Origin of the sequence: Trinickia terrae, from assembly GCF_005144415.1 — a bacterium.
Lineage (GTDB): Bacteria > Pseudomonadota > Gammaproteobacteria > Burkholderiales > Burkholderiaceae > Trinickia_A > Trinickia_A terrae.
Genome location: NZ_SWJE01000013.1, coordinates 35,688 through 52,602, shown reverse-complemented (window position 1 = coordinate 52,602; position 16,915 = coordinate 35,688). Strand labels below are relative to the sequence as shown.

23 protein-coding genes are annotated in these 16,915 nt (G+C 62.2%); 15 read left to right on the top strand and 8 right to left on the bottom strand.

Going from position 1 to position 16,915, the window contains the following annotated elements; all coding sequences use genetic code 11:
• The first annotated feature begins 8 nt into the window (after positions 1 to 8).
• The 12 genes from FAZ69_RS22625 (at position 9) to FAZ69_RS22570 (ending at position 10,242) form a co-directional block, all read left to right on the top strand.
• Complete coding sequence (locus tag FAZ69_RS22625; RefSeq protein WP_136897334.1) at positions 9 to 719, top strand: tail fiber assembly protein; 711 nt, start codon at positions 9 to 11, stop codon at positions 717 to 719.
• 138 nt (positions 720 to 857) lie between these two features.
• The gene (locus tag FAZ69_RS22620) at positions 858 to 2,027 is read left to right on the top strand and encodes a phage tail sheath subtilisin-like domain-containing protein (RefSeq protein ID WP_136897333.1); all 1,170 of its coding nucleotides are present in this window, start codon (positions 858 to 860) and stop codon (positions 2,025 to 2,027) included.
• 10 nt (positions 2,028 to 2,037) lie between these two features.
• A complete protein-coding gene (locus FAZ69_RS22615) occupies positions 2,038 to 2,541 on the top strand; it encodes a phage major tail tube protein (RefSeq protein ID WP_136897332.1) in 504 nt (167 codons plus the stop codon).
• A gap of 93 nt (positions 2,542 to 2,634) precedes the next feature.
• Positions 2,635 to 2,964: a phage tail assembly protein gene (locus FAZ69_RS22610; RefSeq protein WP_136897331.1), complete on the top strand. Its 330-nt coding sequence runs from the start codon at positions 2,635 to 2,637 to the stop codon at positions 2,962 to 2,964.
• A gap of 55 nt (positions 2,965 to 3,019) precedes the next feature.
• Positions 3,020 to 5,440: a phage tail tape measure protein gene (locus FAZ69_RS22605; protein WP_136897330.1), complete on the top strand. Its 2,421-nt coding sequence runs from the start codon at positions 3,020 to 3,022 to the stop codon at positions 5,438 to 5,440.
• Between the two features lie 10 nt (positions 5,441 to 5,450).
• A complete protein-coding gene (locus tag FAZ69_RS22600; protein WP_136897329.1) occupies positions 5,451 to 6,332 on the top strand; it encodes a phage tail protein in 882 nt (293 codons plus the stop codon).
• Positions 6,307 to 6,513 (top strand): tail protein X, encoded by a 207-nt coding sequence (locus tag FAZ69_RS22595; RefSeq protein WP_136897328.1) that lies wholly within the window; start codon positions 6,307 to 6,309, stop codon positions 6,511 to 6,513. The genes FAZ69_RS22600 and FAZ69_RS22595 overlap by 26 nt, the downstream gene beginning before the upstream one ends.
• A 10-nt stretch (positions 6,514 to 6,523) precedes the next feature.
• Complete coding sequence (locus tag FAZ69_RS22590; protein WP_136897327.1) at positions 6,524 to 7,576, top strand: phage late control D family protein; 1,053 nt, start codon at positions 6,524 to 6,526, stop codon at positions 7,574 to 7,576.
• Between the two features lie 73 nt (positions 7,577 to 7,649).
• Complete coding sequence (locus FAZ69_RS22585) at positions 7,650 to 8,099, top strand: hypothetical protein (RefSeq protein WP_136897326.1); 450 nt, start codon at positions 7,650 to 7,652, stop codon at positions 8,097 to 8,099.
• On the top strand, positions 8,096 to 8,662 hold the full coding sequence (locus FAZ69_RS22580) for a glycoside hydrolase family 108 protein (RefSeq protein ID WP_136897325.1): 567 nt from the start codon (positions 8,096 to 8,098) through the stop codon (positions 8,660 to 8,662). The genes FAZ69_RS22585 and FAZ69_RS22580 overlap by 4 nt, the downstream gene beginning before the upstream one ends.
• Before the next feature lie 2 nt (positions 8,663 to 8,664).
• On the top strand, positions 8,665 to 9,294 hold the full coding sequence (locus FAZ69_RS22575) for a hypothetical protein (RefSeq protein ID WP_136897324.1): 630 nt from the start codon (positions 8,665 to 8,667) through the stop codon (positions 9,292 to 9,294).
• 159 nt (positions 9,295 to 9,453) lie between these two features.
• Entirely contained in the window at positions 9,454 to 10,242 is a 789-nt protein-coding gene (locus FAZ69_RS22570; protein ID WP_136897323.1) for a DNA adenine methylase, read from the top strand.
• A gap of 19 nt (positions 10,243 to 10,261) precedes the next feature.
• On the opposite strand, the gene FAZ69_RS22565 is transcribed toward FAZ69_RS22570, so the two are convergent.
• From FAZ69_RS22565 to FAZ69_RS22545, 5 genes are read right to left on the bottom strand one after another with little or no spacing between them, the layout of a single operon-like run.
• Complete coding sequence (locus FAZ69_RS22565; RefSeq protein ID WP_136897322.1) at positions 10,262 to 10,969, bottom strand: immunity 52 family protein; 708 nt, start codon at positions 10,967 to 10,969, stop codon at positions 10,262 to 10,264.
• A gap of 2 nt (positions 10,970 to 10,971) precedes the next feature.
• The gene (locus FAZ69_RS22560) at positions 10,972 to 11,556 is read right to left on the bottom strand and encodes a restriction endonuclease fold toxin 5 domain-containing protein (protein WP_136897321.1); all 585 of its coding nucleotides are present in this window, start codon (positions 11,554 to 11,556) and stop codon (positions 10,972 to 10,974) included.
• Complete coding sequence (locus FAZ69_RS22555; protein ID WP_136897320.1) at positions 11,450 to 11,911, bottom strand: hypothetical protein; 462 nt, start codon at positions 11,909 to 11,911, stop codon at positions 11,450 to 11,452. Before FAZ69_RS22555 ends, FAZ69_RS22560 begins: the two co-directional genes overlap by 107 nt.
• Positions 11,904 to 12,407: a DUF4123 domain-containing protein gene (locus FAZ69_RS22550; protein WP_136897319.1), complete on the bottom strand. Its 504-nt coding sequence runs from the start codon at positions 12,405 to 12,407 to the stop codon at positions 11,904 to 11,906. Before FAZ69_RS22550 ends, FAZ69_RS22555 begins: the two co-directional genes overlap by 8 nt.
• A gap of 3 nt (positions 12,408 to 12,410) precedes the next feature.
• On the bottom strand, positions 12,411 to 12,821 hold the full coding sequence (locus tag FAZ69_RS22545; RefSeq protein ID WP_136897318.1) for a PAAR domain-containing protein: 411 nt from the start codon (positions 12,819 to 12,821) through the stop codon (positions 12,411 to 12,413).
• A gap of 215 nt (positions 12,822 to 13,036) precedes the next feature.
• Between FAZ69_RS22545 and FAZ69_RS22540 the strand changes: the two genes are divergently transcribed.
• From FAZ69_RS22540 to FAZ69_RS22530, 3 genes are all read left to right on the top strand, one after another.
• Entirely contained in the window at positions 13,037 to 13,219 is a 183-nt protein-coding gene (locus FAZ69_RS22540; RefSeq protein WP_136897317.1) for a type II toxin-antitoxin system HicA family toxin, read from the top strand.
• A 59-nt stretch (positions 13,220 to 13,278) separates the two neighbouring features.
• Positions 13,279 to 13,680 carry a type II toxin-antitoxin system HicB family antitoxin gene (locus FAZ69_RS22535; RefSeq protein WP_136897316.1) on the top strand — a complete coding sequence of 134 codons (402 nt, stop codon included), beginning with the start codon at positions 13,279 to 13,281 and terminating at the stop codon, positions 13,678 to 13,680.
• 528 nt (positions 13,681 to 14,208) lie between these two features.
• Entirely contained in the window at positions 14,209 to 14,694 is a 486-nt protein-coding gene (locus tag FAZ69_RS22530) for a GNAT family N-acetyltransferase (protein ID WP_136897315.1), read from the top strand.
• Positions 14,695 to 14,733: 39 nt separating this feature from the next.
• On the opposite strand, the gene FAZ69_RS22525 is transcribed toward FAZ69_RS22530, so the two are convergent.
• From FAZ69_RS22525 to FAZ69_RS22515, 3 genes are read right to left on the bottom strand one after another with little or no spacing between them, the layout of a single operon-like run.
• Positions 14,734 to 15,618 carry a cytochrome c oxidase assembly protein gene (locus tag FAZ69_RS22525; RefSeq protein ID WP_136897314.1) on the bottom strand — a complete coding sequence of 295 codons (885 nt, stop codon included), beginning with the start codon at positions 15,616 to 15,618 and terminating at the stop codon, positions 14,734 to 14,736.
• Between the two features lie 9 nt (positions 15,619 to 15,627).
• Positions 15,628 to 16,071, bottom strand: coding sequence for a copper chaperone PCu(A)C (locus FAZ69_RS22520; RefSeq protein ID WP_439654792.1), 444 nt, complete (start codon positions 16,069 to 16,071; stop codon positions 15,628 to 15,630).
• Positions 16,072 to 16,106: 35 nt separating this feature from the next.
• Complete coding sequence (locus FAZ69_RS22515) at positions 16,107 to 16,784, bottom strand: SCO family protein (protein WP_136897312.1); 678 nt, start codon at positions 16,782 to 16,784, stop codon at positions 16,107 to 16,109.
• Between the last annotated feature and the right edge of the window lie 131 nt (positions 16,785 to 16,915).

Sequence of the window (16,915 nt, the reverse complement as noted above, 5' to 3'; positions counted from 1 at the left end):
AGTTGGACATGTTTCTGCATCAGTACGACAGTCAGACCGGGCAATATCTGAACAGCTTCCTGGCTGATCCTGATCCGCTAAACGCCGGTCGGTGGCTTGAGCCGGCATTTGCTACGTCCGTGCCGTTGCCGGAGAGGCCGCGCCTCACGTGGCCGGTCTTCCGCGATGGCGCGTGGTCGTTGGTGCCGGACTATCGAACGCTGCGCCTCTATCGAAAGGACGACGGCGATGTGGCGGAAATCTTGGTGATCGGTATCACGCCGGACGAGGCCGGCTTGACGGATACGCCTCGTCCGTCTGACGAGCATACCTGGAGCGAGGTGACAAAATCTTGGGCAGTCGATCCGTCTATCGTCGCCAAGCGTGCTCGCGACGCCGCGATGGCCGCATTCGAGAAGCGACGGGCCGTCGCCGTGCAGAAGAATTTCGGGAAGGCGGACGCGTTTTCCGCTGGGATGATGACGGCGGCCGAGGTAGCTGTCTTCAAGGCGTGGGCGGCCTATCAAATGGCTTTGGTGCGCATTGTGAGCGCTCCGAATTTCCCGGACGACGTAGTCTGGCCAGATGAGCCGGATGAGGCGGTCACCATTGCGCAGGCGGAGGAAGCCGCCGCCGCCGTGAAGGCCCAACTGGAAGCTGATGCCGCAGCGCGACTTGCTGCGGCTCAGCCGCCGGAATCGGTCCCGGTTGAGAAGGTAATCGATGTACCAACGGATTGACGGTGGGCGGGGATTCGCCGGCCGGAAATCACGGGGATTCGCACAAAATTCCCCATCCGGAATCCGAGTGTCGATTCATCCGAATGTCAGGCCGCTCATCGAGCGGCCTTTTTATTTGTAGCTTTCTCGGAGATCTGAATGGCTGCTACTTCTTTCTTTCACGGCGTGACGACCGTGCTGGTCGACACGGGGCCGCGCACGATCGCGGTGCCGTCGACGTCGGTTGTCGGCATTGCCGACACGTACGCGCCGGGTGCGGGTCGTGCTCAGCCGAACGTGCCCGTGCGCATCACGAACGAGTATGACGCAGTCGCCGCGTTCGGCGAGACGAGCGCGATCACGCGCGCGATTCAAGGCATCTACAAGCAGAGCAAGACGGTCATGGTGGCGGTCGGCGTCGCGGCCGATCTGGCCGACGCCGAGCTGACGTCCGCGATCATCGGTGGCGTGTCGGCCGGAGGTGCACGCACGGGCATGCAGGCACTGCTCGATGGCAAATCGCTGTTCGACCTGAAGCCGCGGCTGCTGATCGCACCTGGACACACGGCGAAGCAGCCTGTCGCGACCGCCGCCGACGAACTGGCGGCGAAGCTGCGCGCGATCGCGATCATCGACGGCCCGAACAAGACCGACGAGGATGCGCTCGCGTACGCGAAGAATTTCGGCAGCAAGCGCCTGTACATGGTCGACCCCGGTGTCCGGTATTGGGATACGGCCGCGAACGCCGACGTCGATGCGCCCGCATCCGCATACGCTGCCGGCTTGTTCTGCCAGACCGATGCGTCGATCGGTTTCTGGGCGTCTCCGTCTAACAAGGAAATTGTCGGCATCAGCGGCACGAAGCGGCCGATCGAATTCCTCGACGGCGATGAAACCTGCCGTGCGAACTTGCTGAACAACTCGTTCATCACGACCATCATTCGCGATGGTGGCTATCGCCTGTGGGGCAACCGCACGCTGTCCGCAGATCAGAAGTGGTCGTTCGTGACGCGCGTGCGCACGCTCGACATCGTCATGGACGCGGTGCAGGCAGGCCACAAGTGGGCGGTCGATCGCGGTATCACGGCAACGTACGTGAAGGATGTCTCGGAGGGCCTGCGAGCGTTCATGAGCGATCTTCGTCTGCAGGGCGCCATCATCAACTTCGAGGTGTACCCGGACCCGAAGCTCAATTCGGCGTCGCAGCTTGAGCAGGGCAAGGTGTACTGGAACATCCGCTTCACGGACGTCCCGCCGGCAGAAAACCCGATCTTCCGCTTCGAAGTCACGAACGAGTGGCTGACGGAAGTTCTCGATACGCAATCGTAAGAGGTGATGCATGGTCCCGGAAACGCTTAACAACATGGCGCTGTACGTCGACGGGCGCGGCTTTGCCGGTCGGGCGCCGGAACTCAGCCCGCCGAAGCTGAAGATCAAGACGGAAGACTATCGCGCTGGCGGCATGGATGCGCCCGTCAAGGTAGATCAGGGCATGGAGGGTTTGCAGGCGGCTTTCTCGATGGGGAGCGTCGAGCGAGACGTGTTGAAATTTTTCGGTCTGGCCGATGGAAACGCGTTCAATGCGACGTTTCGCGGCGCGTTTCGCGATACGCGCGGCAAGGTGAAGTCGGTCGCGCTAGTTATGCGCGGGATGTTGTCCGAATACGACCCCGGCAGTTGGAAGCCGGGTTCGGTGTCGGAATTGAAGTACACGGCCGAACTGACGTACTACAAGGCCGAGATCGACGGCGCGGTGATTTGCGAAATCGATGTGCTCAACATGATCCGCATCATCGACGGCGTCGATCAGATCGCCGACGTGCGCAAGGCGCTCGGCATGTAAGCGCAGCGGTCGGCGGCAATGTCGACCAAAGTCACTTTTCGATTTATTTAGGGGCGGTCAGGAGACCGCCCTTTGTCATTTATGAGGTGCTGAATGGAAACCATGAAGGTAAAGCTGAAGTATCCCGTGGCATTCGACGGTGTTGTGCGCGACGAGCTGGTGATGCGGCGCCCGAAGGTTCGCGACATGCGTGGCGCGAGCAAGCAGGCGCAGGGCGACGACGAACTGCGCGAGATCGTGCTGTTCGCGGCGCTGGCTGGCGTGGCTCCCGACGACATCGAAGCAATGGACATGGTCGATTACGACGCCATGCAGCGTGCGTACGAATCCTTTCGATCCGCTCGTCCGGCTCCCCATCGCGACGGTGAAGGCGCTGGCCCGGCGGCTAATGAAGGAGTGCGGGACGCAGCCGCAGTCGGTTGATGACATGACGATCGACGATTTGCTGTGGTGGCTGACGGATTGAGCGAGGACTGACATGGCACGAGATATTGCACTTGGCATCGTCATCGGCGGTACGGTGTCGGCGACGCTCGGTAAGGCGTTCGCCGACACGAATTCGAAGATCGTCGGGCTGCGCAGGACCGCGAGCGAGCGCGGCATGTGGCAGCGGCAAATTGGCGAGACGATCAAGCTGCAGGCCGAGTTTCAGCGCCTGCACCGCTCGGGTGACAGTGCAGCGGACGGGATCCGGCGCAAGCTGGATAACAATCTGCGTTCGCTGCGCGATGCTGGCATCGAGGTCGACCGGCTCGATCGTGCCTATGCCCGGCTCGGCCGGACCGTGCGCGGTCTCGAACTGAAGGCAGCCGGTCACGAGCGTTTGGCGGCCGGCCGCGAGGGCATGCGCGATGCGGTCGGCGACTCGGTGAAGCTCGGGGCTGCCGTCGCGGTCCCGACCGCAGTCTCCGCGCAGTATCAGGCCATCATCCGCGATATCGCCATCAAGGCCGGCATCGCGCGCACCGGGCAGGAGCGCACGATGTCCGAGCGCATTCGCCGCGATGCGCTGGCGAACGGCATGGGACGCAACGAGCTGGCGGACGCGGTCAACCAGATGGTCGCTGGCGGGATGGATCTCGATCGTGCGATCAATTTCGGCCCGGCGGTCGCGAAGTTCTCTGTCGGGCAGGGCGCGTCGAGCGTCGAGACCGCGCAGATGATTCAGGCGCTGCAGCAGAACGCGGACATCACCGCCCCGAAGGAGATGACGAAGGCGCTGGAAGCGATCGCGTATCTCGGCAAGGAAGGGTCGTTCGAATCGGTCGACATGGCGCGTTGGTTTCCGGTGCTGCTGGCCGAGATGAAGAAGATCGGCATAACGGGGCAGGATTCGGTGACGCAGCTCGGCGCGATGCTGCAGGTCCAGATGAAGACGGCCGGGAGCGCCGATGAGGCGGCGAACAACCTCAAGAACTGGTTTTCGAAGATCGGTTCGGGCGAGACAGAGAGCAACTACAAGAAAGCCGGCGTCGACTACGAAGCCAAGATGAAGGAGGCAATCGGCAAGGGCTGGTCGACGCTGGAGGCGTCATTCGTGCTTGCTCGTGCCTACATCGAACGCGTCGACCCGAAGAAGGCGGCACAGCTCGCGGCGGTGGCGAAGCAGCTCAATAGCGAGCTGGATCCGGCCAAGCGTCAGGCGCAGATGCGGGCCTTCGAAGACACGATGAAGACCGGCGACCTGTTCAACGACATGCAGGTCAAGGCAGCGTTGACGGCCTACATGCAGAACGCTGATCTGTACCAGAACCTGAAGCGAAACGCGGCGCAGGCGAACGGGGAGATCGAGAAGGATCTCGCGGATCGGCGCGCAACGTCGAAACAGATCTGGAGCGAGGTCGTGCAGCAGTGGGACGACGCGATGCGCAGCATCGGCGACGCCCTGCGGCCGGTAACGGATCTCGCTGGCAAGGTGGCGAAGCGGGCGGGGGAAACGGTGCAGCACGCGTCGGACGCTGCGCCGCGAACGACTGCGGCAGTTGTCGGCGTCATTGGTGCCGCTATTGCTGTTCGAGGCGCCCGCGCCGCGTGGAACGTCGGTCGCGGGGTCTTCGACATTTTGCGCGGCGGTTGGATGGCGCGACGAGGGGGCAGTGTTGCGTCCGGTGGCGGTGCGGCCGGCGGGCGGCTTGGCAAGGCGCTCGACGCATTCAGCAGTGCGGCCGGGGGCGTGCAACGCGTGTTTGTGGTGAACCTGCCCGGCGGAGGGTTGGGCGGTGGCCTCGGTGGTGCGGCCGGTGATTTGCTCGGCGACCTGGCCGGGAGCGGTTCGGGCGGTGGTCGTGTTCCGCGCGGTCGGCTCGGGCGTGTCATCGGTGCGTTTCGCGCAGTCGCCGGCCGCTTTGCACCCTATGCCGGAAAACTGGCGGTCGCCGGCAGCGTCCTGAAGGTCGCATTCGCCGCCAAGGACGCGTATGCGATTGCACGGAGCGACCAGCCGATCGGACGGAAGGTCGAGGGGTACGCCGGCATCGGCGGCTCGCTTGCCGGGGGCGTGGTGGGCGCGAAGCTCGGGGCCGGGATCGGCATGCTCGGCGGGCCGATCGGCGCTGCTGTCGGTGGTGTCCTCGGCGGTGCAATCGGTACGTTCGCGGGTGGGAAGTTACTTGGGGCGATGGCTCGTTGGGTGACCGGATCGAAGGACGGCGACAGCGACAAGGCGAGAGTCGCCGCGAAGGCGGCGACGGCAGGGCCGGATTCGCCGCAATCGCGGCCGTTCAAGGTCGAGCAACAAAATTCGTTTGCCCCGGTATTCCACATCAAGGTCGAAGGCGGCACGGACGCGGAGATCGCGGACAAGCTGCTCGCGCGTATCAATCCGCTGATTCAGCGCACGATGACCGAGTCGATGGGCAAGAGCAACCGGTCGGCCATGTTCGACGCGCCGCACCTGTAAGGAGTAGCAGATGAATTTCATTTCCAGTGTGACGCAGGCGGCAACGCAGGCGAGCATTGCGTCCGAGCGCGTTCGGCACGTCGTGCGCGTGTTCGATCGGAACCGGAGCGCGAGTCAGAATACGGTCGAAACGTTGACGAAGCTCGCGACGGGGAATCTCACGTCGGCCGCCGACCTGCTGCGCGGGGCGACGAGTTTGCTGTCGGTGGCCGGCGATCTGAGTCCGCAGATCGGCACGGTGATGCGCAGCTTCTCGGCGACCGGCGCGGCCGTGAGCAGCGTGCTGAAGATGATCGGCGGAGTGAATCATCCGCTGATTCAGTCGGCCGCTCAGACGGTCATGGGCGCGTTGGGCGAAGCGAAGACACAGTTCACCGCACTCGTCGGCGAGCAGACGGGCGGGGCGTTGCAGTCGTTTGCGCAGACGACGGGCCTGAGTTCGGTCTTCTCCGGCCTGTTCGACAGCGCGAGGTCGTCTACCCCTCATCTGCTGACGCTTTCAACGGATGACGGGGATGCGTTCCACTTCGGACTGTCGACGGCGGCCTACGACAAGCTGCGGCGCTCGACGCGGTTCAAGATCGCTTCGCAGGAGCGTCTGAACCGTGAAGAGGCTCAGCAGCCCGTGAGTCAGGGCGGGGACTCGATCACCGTGTCCGGTGTCGTGTTCCCGTCGCTAGGCGCCGGCTTCCGCCAGTTGGAGGCGCTGCGCGCGATCGGTGCCAAGCTGAAGCCGGTTCAGTTGACGGCCGGCACTGGCGATGTGCTTGGGCGGTGGTATTTGCACAGCGTAGACGAAGAGCAGGAGGCGTTGATGTCGGACGGTGCGCCGCGCAAGCAAACCTACAGTTTGGAGCTCGGCCGCTATGGCGAAGACTTTAAGAACCTGTGACGGCGACATCCTCGACACGCTCTGCTACGCCCATTACGGGACGTTGAACGGCACGGTCGAGGCTGTGTACGAAGCCAATCCGGGTCTCGCGCGCGAGGCGCAGCCGTTCCGATCCGGCGTCGTGATCGTGATTCCGGATCTCGACGTGCCGCGAGACGAACCGATTCAGCTCTGGTCGTAAGGGAGGCGCGATGCGGGCAATTTTTCAGGTCGTCGCGAACGGCGACGACATCACGCGCGTGATTCAGGACCGCGTGTTGCGGATCCAGACAACCGATAAGCCGGGTCTCGAAGCGGACGAATGCGAGATCGAGTTGGACGACCGGGACGGCAAGGTCCGGTTCCCGCTGAAGGGCGCGACCCTGAAGGTCTCGCTCGGATGGGAGGGGCAGGGGCTGTCGCTGCTCGGCGAGTACGCCGTTGACGAGATCGTGTTGCGCGGGCTGCCCGCGACGATCGTCATCCGCGGCCGGCCGGCCAACATGCGGGCGACGTCGAAGACGCAGCGCAACGGGAGCTGGACGAATGTGACGCTGGCCGACATCGTCGGTGACGTCGCGCGGCGTAACAAATGGGCCGCTGCGTGCTCGGTCGACGTGGCGGTGCCGCGTGCGGACCAGTTCGGCGAGAGCGATCTGCACTTCATCACGCGGATCGCACGGCATTACGGCGCGACTGCGACGGTGAAGGCCGGGAAGCTGATCGTCGGCCCGATCGGTGGAGGCAAGAGCGCGAGCGGCAAGGCGTTGCCAACGATCATGTTGATACCGAGCGACCTGACCGACTACGAGATCTCGTTTCCGGACCGTGCGAGTTTCGCGGCAGTGCGAACGAAGGTGCACGACAAGAAGACCGGGAAGAAGATCGACCTGACGATTCCGAATCCCGATGCGCCGCCAGGCGCCGCAGCGGTTCACACGGAGCGCCACGCGTTCGCCAGTCCGGAGGCGGCCAAGGCCGGCGCGAAGTCGCGTCTCGCGAAACTGAATCGGCACACGGCGCGCAGCGTGCTGCGGATGAAGGGACGTGCGGATATATCGGCCGAGAAGACCGTGAAGCTGTCGGGTTTCAAGCAGGAGGCGGATGGCGAGTTTCTAGTCGATTCCGTGCGGCACACGTATTCGGGCAATGGGTGGGAGACGTCGGTTGAGCTGAACGCCGGCAACAAGGGGAAGGCGAAAGTCGGTCATGGCAAGAAGCCGACGAAGAAGGTCGATCTGGTCGTGGCGTCGCCGCCGAAGTAACGCGCGCGAGCGTCGATTGTGGCAGCCGCCTTGAGGCAACTCGGGCGGCTTTTTTCATTTTTACGGGGGTTTGATGGGTGACGAAAAGCAGGAGGGGCTGGCCGTCCAGATCGCGACCTTGACACAGCAGGTGCGGTCCGTCGCGGCGAGCGTCGAGGAGATCAAGCGATCGGTGCAGCCGGTGGCGGCGCTCGATCGGCGGCTTGCCGAGATGGCCGTGCGCGCCGAGACCATGCGCGAGGACGTCAGTGTGCTGTGGAGCAGTTCGCGGGCGGACGAGCTTGCGCGCAGTGAGTTGGGTGACGATATCGCCGACGTCGACCGGAAGGTCGATGCGATGAAGAACAAGGCGACGGGCGCGATGTGGGTACTCGGCGTGTGTTTGGGTTTGGTGCAGACGTTTCTGGTCGGCTCGATCGTCTGGGTCTTCACACACATCAACGAGGGCGATGCGCTCAACCGGCTGCAGCAGCAGCGCATCGATTTACTGGAACAGGCCATCGGCCGGGGAGGGAAGCAGTGAACGTTACTTCGAAGATCGACGCGCTGATTGGGCGCGAAGGTGGGTATTCGAGCGATCCGAACGATCGCGGGAATTGGTATCTCGGCAAGCTCGAAGGAACGATGTGGGGCGTGACGGCGGCCGAGGCCCGTTCGAATGGCTACATGGGACCGATGCGGGACATGCCGCGCAATACTGCCGTCGCAATCTACGAGGCGCGGTACTGGTCGAGGCCGAAGCTCGACCAGGTCGACGCGATCTCGCCGCAGCTCGCAGAGAAGCTGTTCGACATTGGCGTCAACGCGGGGCCGGCGACGGGCGTGAAGTTCATGCAGCGTGCGCTGAATGTGCTGAATCAGAACGGCAAGGCATTTCCGGACATTCGCGCTGATGGCGGAATCGGCACGATGACGCTTGGGGCATTGAATGCGTTTCTCACCGCGCGCGGTGCGGACGGCCATCGCGTGCTGTACGGAATGATCGCGGCACAGCAGTCGGTCTTCTATATCGAGCTGGCCGAGACTCGTCCTGATAATGAGAGGTTCGAGTACGGCTGGCAACTCAATCGCGCGTTGGGGGTGTAATCATGCTGGACATTCTGAAGACGGTCGCACCGTGGCTTGTGACGGCGCTAACGGGGGGCGTGCCGGGCGTCGCGGTCATGGCTGCGTCGGCTATTGCCGAGAGGCTTGGGCTTGGCGGTGACTCGGTCGAGGCCGTGAAGGCCGCGCTGACAGGCCAGTCGATGACGCCGGACCAGTTGCTCGAACTGAAGCAGGCCGATGCGGATTTCGAACTGAAGATGCGGCAGGCCGGATTCGCGCACGTCGAGAACATGGCTGGCATTCAGGTGCAAGCCGACAAGGTAGCCGCTGACGATCGGTCCAGCGCTCGGCTGTACGCGGCGACCGAACACGATCACACGGCACGGAACCTCGCCTATATGTACACCGTGGCGCTGTTCGTGGTGATTGGGCTGGAGTTCTATCTCGCGATCTGCGAGATCAAGATGCCCGACGTCGTGAAGAGCACGCTCGACACGCTGCTCGGCGTGCTCATCACGATGGTGATTGGCTCGAAGGAATATTTCTTCGGCTCGTCGTCGCGGGCAGACAAGCAGGCGGCGGCCATCACGAAGTTTGCGGTGTCGCCGGACATCACGGTCAGCTCGGACGGCAGGGGTGCGGCACCCGAGTCTGCGGCAAGGTCACTTTAATAGCGCATCGGCGCGTCTGAAGAAACAGGGCGACCGGGTGGATGTTCGCGCATCTTCCCCGGCCGCTTCAACACTGTCTGTGCCAGTGAATCAGCCAAGGCCCTGCTTACCTACGTAGGCGGGCCGGATTCTACACGAAGTTTAAAAACGGCTTTCACAATGGCAAATCCGATTATCCCGTGGATTGGCGGCAAGCGCCGTCTTGCGGATCAACTCATTCCACGTTTCCCGGCGCACGACTGTTATGTCGAAGTGTTCGCAGGCGGGGCGGCGTTGTACTTCCTGCGTCCGCCGGCGAAGGTCGAGGTTCTCAACGACGTCAACGGCGAGTTGGTCAACCTGTACCGCGTCGTGCAGCACCATCTGGAGGAATTCGTGCGGCAGTTCAAATGGGCACTTACGAGTCGGCAGGTGTTCGAGTGGCTCAAGCAGACGGTCCCGGAAACGCTCACCGATATCCAGCGTGCGGCACGGTTCTACTACCTACAGAAAAGTTGCTTTGGCGGGAAGCTGGAAGGGCAGACGTTTGGGACGGCAACGACAACGCCGCCCGGCCTGAACCTGCTGCGCCTCGAGGAGGAACTGTCGGCAGCGCATTTGCGTTTGGCGAACACGTTTGTGGAGCGCCTGGATTGGGCCGCGTGTATCGATCGGTATGACCGGCCGCATACGCTGTTCTATCTCGATCCGCCATATTACGAGACGGAAGGCTATGGTGTGGCGTTTCCATTTACCCAATACGAAACGATGGCGGAGCGGCTACGCTCGATCAAGGGGCGGGCGATCGTAAGCCTGAACGACCATCAGGACATCCGGCGCGTGTTCGACGGGTTCCATATCGAAACCGTTCCGGTGCAGTACACGGTCGGAGGCGGGAAGGGCGTCGACCGGAATGAGCTGATTATCTTCAGTTGGGATGATGCGGCGCAGCCGGTCGGGCTGTTCTGACGGGATCTCGCCGGTGCGGCTAGATGCTTGAGTATGTCGGCAGCAAATCTTGGTCGACGAGGCGAATCTCGATGCGATTTGCTGCTTCGACATGCTCGGGGTCGTCGATCGAGAACGGGGCATCGGTCACGCTGACGATGATCGTGCCGGTTTGCTTTCCGTCGGCGGGAACGGGGATGAGGGCGCGAGCCTCAGGCACTTGCTGTTGCGTGACGATCTTCGGCAAGTACAGCATCCAGCCGACGCCGGGCTTGTCGTCGAATACCTGCTTGTCGACGTACCCTTGCGGCTCGACGGTGACATAAGCGGGCGCGGTGATTTGGGCGACGGCGCTGACGACGGCGGCGGCCTGCTCAGCTGAAAATACGTGTTCGTCGTTGAAGTCCGCTTCGACTTTTTTCGGCCGCTCTTTCGTGGCAACGAGATAGCTCAACGTTGCGCCGGTTCGCTGGTCATCGCTGCCGTCCCATAGCGAGATAATCTGTGGGCGATGCTCCGCACCCTCAAACTCGGTTCGCAAAACTGCCAGCGCAGCGGCTGTCGGCTTCCAGCTTTCGAAGGCTGGATACAGGTGTGCTTCCTCTTTCGAGTCGCCGGTCAGAAACCATTGTGAGAACTGGTGCGCGTGCGCATGGATCGCCTCGGCGACCGACCCAAGCTGTTCGAACACGAGGGGCAGGTCAGATGCGTCGTGAAGCAGATCTCTGAAGCGGGACGTGATTTTCATATTCAACCAGTGACAACGTAGGGAATCCCGTTTTCCGCGAGCGTCGTGCGAAAGTAGGACGCGGTGAGCGGAGTCTGAAAATAGTATTTGAGCTTGGTCGGCGGATTGCCGTGTATCTTCATTGCCCGCTCTTCGATTTCCACTGCGATCTTATTGAGTCCGTTGAACCATGTGGCGGGCTTCTTCGTGTCAGAGTCGAAGAACTGATCATAGTCACCTTTCGCTTCTTGCAAGAGGCATTCCGGCTGCTGAAATCCGTCGAAGTCAGTACCGAGCCAAGCCCATTCCTCGCTCCAACCATCCTCGACGCTGAATGCCCGGCCGGTAACGCGGCCCTGATACTCGCGCGGCCCGCGATTCATGTGATAGTACCGGCGAGCGGCTGCGCCGGTTTGTTCCGGCGGGCATTGCTTGCATTTCTCGCCGGTGCGCGGGACCGCACGGACTGCAGGTGTCGCTTGGCTATCTTCTTTCTTCGTGTCAGCCGACAGAGTTGTTGCGCCTAGCAATGCCGAGCCAGCGGCCAACAAGGTTGGCCCAAATTCCACCGCTGCTCCCTCGATTAATGGAATCGCCAGTACGGCCATTCTTAAATCCTCCGCTGTACTCGGGATGTTCGATGCGCCATTTCATGACGCGAAGGTAATCGTGAAATCGTTCGTCGGCCGAGCGGCCCGGCCGGGTCAGCCATCTACGTGTTGCCGGTCTCGTGTAGAAGTCACGTTCATATGCCTCGAGTCTCAGAAACGCGTTGACGTTTTCGTCAGACCGGATGCAGAACTCGCGTGCGGCGACGTACGCCTTCCATAGGCGCATCGGCAGTGTGCCGTCGTTGCCGAAGGTTGGGTTCTCTTTCACGAGGTCTCGCCGGACGCGCTCGACATAGCCGCGAGCGTCGATCTCGGCAAGGCCGGTGACCTGTTCGGCTGTCAACTCAAGCATGGGGATGTACTCCCTTCAAGTGCCCATTCACCTCGACGAGCCAGTCGTACGTCGTCACAAAAAACCGCATGCGCTGCGTGAATTCCATGAGGGATGCCATGTCCGGCATGATGCGAGCGTCATAGAAGCGGAGGAGCGCCATGCGCCCGTCGGGCAGGCGCACGTCGAGGCGTCGGCGCAGTTCGTCAGCGAGCGATTCGATCGGATACGCACTGATCAGCCAGGAGACGCCTGTAGAGGAGGTTGCAAGGTTGTCGAGCGTGCTACGAATCAAGGTGGGAGCATGGGCATGGTCGATGAGCCACGGACCGGCATCGGCGATCGACGCATCGGGCGTACCGTCAAACAGCGCGACAGTTGCCGCCGAGCGCGCAAGCGGCGTGGCACTCTCGGCATCGCTGTAGAGCAAGCCATCGACGAGCGCGTACAGATGCACTTGCATGGGAATCTGCTGCTGACGCTGCGCGAAAAAAGTCTCGATCTTCGTCACGGCCATGCTCTACGCGCGTGCAATCATCGTTGCGGCGTTTTCGGCCGCAGCCTTCAGGCATTCGAGGCAAAGCGTAGAAGAAGGCGCGAGCGGCGTGGTAGCGGCAACAGCTCCTGCGCTGGTGGACGCCTCGCCCGAGCCGACATCGTCGAGCGACATCGAAGACTGAGATGCAATGAGGACGGCTCCGCATGCGGTTTTCATGCCGGCGACGGCCGTATCTCGCTCGTCGAAGCGGTGCGGATAGCGACGGCCAGTGTCGGGCAAGATCGGGAATTCGCCCTTGCAGAGCGGGCAAAGTACCTTGTGTCCAACGCCCGAAATGGGTTTTCCATCAAGCGTTGCGGACGGATTGCCCTCAAGCACGCGCCCACCGTGCGTCGTCGTGTCACCCACGCAGATCATCGATCGTTGCGCCATTTGCCCTTTCACGGATGCTGTTTCCGCGCGAATCTACCATTCCGGGAGACCTGTCTCCGAGCTGACAATTCAGACAGGTTGTGTGATCAGTTGAATCGAGGACATCAAGCGTGGGCCACCTGCCGCCGCGTTGCCGTGACTACACATAACTACACATTTCTCTTTACTTTGGGGTGGTGGTGTGTAGAATTACACACAAGACATGCGGAGGCACGATGAATTCATCAAAGCTAATCCGGATGCTCGAAGAGGATGGCTGGGCGTTGGTGAGGGTGACCGGCAGCCATCATCACTTTAAACATACCGTGAAGAAGGGGCTTGTGACGGTTCCTCACCCAAAGAAGGACCTTCCGATCGGGACGGTTAAGAGCATCCTGAAAACCGCCGGTCTTCAGTGACCGGCGGTTTTTCCCGACAGGGATGCAAAGTCAGTGGGCCGAAGGAGTAAGGACTTGACATGGAATTTCCCATCGCAGTGCATAAGGACGATGGGAGCGTCTACGGAGTGATCGTGCCGGATATTCCGGGCGTTCATTCCTGGGGCGACACCATCGATGCGGCTATAAGAAATGCAAAAGAAGCGATCGTCGGGCATGTTTCGACCCTGTTGGAGCTTGGTGAAGATGTCGGTTTCACCTGCTCTACGGTGGAAGAGCTGGCCGTAAGGTCGGAGTACGCAGGAGCGGTATGGGCGTTAGTGGACGTTGATCTTTCGAAGCTCGACTCGAAGCCGGAACGGATCAACATCAGCATCCCACGCTTTGTACTGTCCAAGATTGATGCCTATGTAGAAGCCCGGCACGAAACTAGAAGTGGCTTCCTTGCCCGTGCTGCACTAGAGGCACTGGCGCACGAATAGCCTTAGCTAACGATATTTCCGTTACCTAAGGTGAGTGCGGAGCCCGCAGCTCGCGTTGCGGGCTTTTTTTTTGGGGTATCCCTCTTCTGAGGCTGATTTGCCATTGTGCAGCGTAATGAAGGCAGTCGAGCACAAGTGGTTGCCGGGACGCTGCTCGCCGATGTGCTACCTAGGCTCGGCTCGGTTGCCGGTACCAGCTACTTGGTCCTGCAGGCTGCGCCGAGCCGCGCGATACTGGCGGAGAGCGCCGCCCAAGTGTACGCTTTGATCGGGCCGAGCATCTTTATGGGTATCCGGATTCTACTGTGGGTGAATGTGAGTCGAAAGGTGGTAAGTGGTTATTTCGGCTGGTTGATTGTGATATGTAATTGAAATATATGAATTTATCACGGCCTGCAAAGCCGTGTAGGCCGGTTCGACTCCGGCTCGCGCCTCCAGGAGAAAACAAAAAGCCCCGATACGTCGGGGCTTTTTGTTTATTCTGTGTCCTTGGCATTTCCGCACTGCGCGTTGCGCGCAATCCCATCCATGACCGAATCGAATCAGACTCCGCCCCTCGAGTTCGAATGGCGCTGGAAGCCGTTTGCCGAACTCACCACTCACGAGGTCTACGACATGCTCGCCGCGCGCAACGCGGTCTTCGTCGTGGAGCAGAACTGCGTCTATGGCGACATCGACGGGCAGGACGCGGGCGCTTGGCACCTGTTTGCCTATGCCGGTCAAGGCAACGACAAGCAGCTCGCCGGCTATCTTCGCGTCCTGCTACCTGACGAGCACGAAACCGACGTCCGCATCGGCCGCGTGCTGACGACCACGGCGTTTCGCGGCATCGGCCTCGGCAGCTCGATGCTCGAGCAGGCGCTCAAGCACATCGTCAAGCAGTGGCCCGACGCGGCCATCAGCCTGCATGCGCAGGCGCATCTGCAGGCGTTCTATGGTGCGTTCGGCTTCGAGCCGTCGTCGGAGATCCACGACGACGATGGTATTCCGCACGTCTGGATGCGCTCGGTATAAAAGCAAAAGGGCAGCTCGCGCTGCCCTTTTGCTTGTCGCTCAGCCCGCGTGCAACGGGCGCCGCGGCGGGAGACCCGCGTCGCGCCTGGCGCCGCTTCCCAAACGCTCGCCCCGCAAGCGCTCGCGCTCCGAGAGCCGCATCCAGTGGCGCAGCGCGATCAGTGCGCCGAATACGCTCATCATCGAGCCCGGAATCCACAGCAGCAAGCCGCCGATCTGCTGGTCGCGAATCGGGCTGATCCATGTGAACGCGCGGCCGCAGATCGAATAGATCGGATAGAGCTCGCGCGGCGTGAAGAAGATCAGCGCGCCGAGCACGATCTGCGGCGGAATCGCTGCGACGACCATCATGATGCGCCGTCCCGGCGCAAGCCGCGCGGGCGGCGCCGGCCGCGGATCGAGCACGAGCCACCAGAACATCAGGCCGTCGACGACCATGCTCCAGTTCATCACGCGATAGAGTCGCCAGTCGAGCATCGCCTTGAAGTGAATCGGCGACAGCAGCCAGAAGTAGATCAATCCGACGAACAGCACGACGGCGACGACCGGATGGAACAGCACGTCGAGTGCGATGCGCACGGGTCTGGCCGCGAGCGTCGGCCGTATGAAGCGCTGCCGCCAGCTCAACGGAATCCCCGCACGCAGCGCCGCGCCGGGATATGACCACGCGATAAAGAACGGCCCGAGGTGATGCAGCACGAGATGCTGCGCGCGATGCATGAAGAACTCATGCTCGAAGTAGTAGTCGAGTCGCGTATGCAGCGCGACGTAGAGCGCGACCAGCCCGAACCAGAACGATAGTTGCCGGCGCAACGACATCCGCGCTTTCTTCGCGCCGCGCGCGAACACCACGGCCGCGACGAGCGCCGCGACGGCGACCGTCGGCGATGGTTCCCAGGGTTCGAGCCAATACAGCAGGTTCATCGCGGCAGCTTACTTGGTTTGCGACGGGGGCTTGACGGCGAACGGCGCGTCGAGCGTTTCGCCGTCGGAGAATTCCAGCTTCAGGTGGACGGTGTCGCCCGGCGCGATCTTGTGTTTCGCGTCCATCAGCATGAAGTGGTAGCCGCCCGGCTTGATCGACAGCTGGCCGTGCGCGGGCACCGTCGCCTTGTCGACGTGCACCATCTGCTGCGTCGAGCCGTTCGACACCGTTTCGTGCAGCATCGCGTCGCCGTAGTCGGGGCTCGATACGCCGACGAGATCGACCGGCTTGTCGCCGTTGTTCGTGAGCGTCACGTAGCCGGCCGCAGGCAGGCCGTTCGGCAGCCAGCGCACCCACGCGTTTTCGGCGCTGATCGCTTGCGCGCCGGCGGCGGCAAACGCACCGGTGCTGAATGCAACAGCGATGACGGCGGCAACGGCTTTGAATTTCATCGACATGGCGGAATTACTCTTTCTAGTTGGAAGGTTCAAGTGGACGACTCGATCATCCGGCGCAGATCGTGGGCGATCGTGTCGGGCAAGTCGCTATCGGTGGCGAGGAGACGCGCGTGGCCTTCGGCGTCGAAGATGTAGACAGCCGAGCTGTGCGTCACCTCGTAGTTGCCGCTCGGGTCGCGCTTTTCCATCTGGTAGGCCACGCGATAGCGCTTCGCGAGCGACTCGATCTGGCCGTCCGTGCCGGTAAGGCCGCGCGCGTGCCCGGCGTCGAACGCGCCGACGTAGTCGTGCAGCGCCTTCGGCGTATCGCGCGCGGGATCGACTGTGATGAAGAGGATGCGCACCTTTTGCGCGTCGGGTCCGAGCTTTGCGAGCACCTGCATCAGCCGCGCCATCGTTTCCGGGCAGACGTCGGGGCAATGCGTGTAGCCGAAATAGACGAGGGTGGTGTCACCCTTGAAGGCGGACGCCTCCACCGGCTTGCCGTTGTCGCCTGTCAGGGAGAACGCGAGGTCGGGCAAGTGGCCGGAGACGTTCGTCAGTTGCCACGGCGGCTCGTTCTGCGAGCACGCGGCAAGAAGCACGGAGCAGCAGGCGAGGGCGGCAAGCGGCGACCAGCGGAAGCGCCGGCGCAGCGAGGGGCTGGGTTGCGCGGGCTGGTCCGGTGCGCCGCGCGGCGCACGGACGGCATGGAACAAAGGCAGCATCCGGAACTCAATTCAATGCAATACGGGAGCCGAACGGGACGTCACCCCTGGGGTGATTCACGCGCAGCGGCTGCGAATGTAGCGCAAATCGAGTTTGACTGCTGTCAAGCCAATGGGATGCGCGGGTAGTG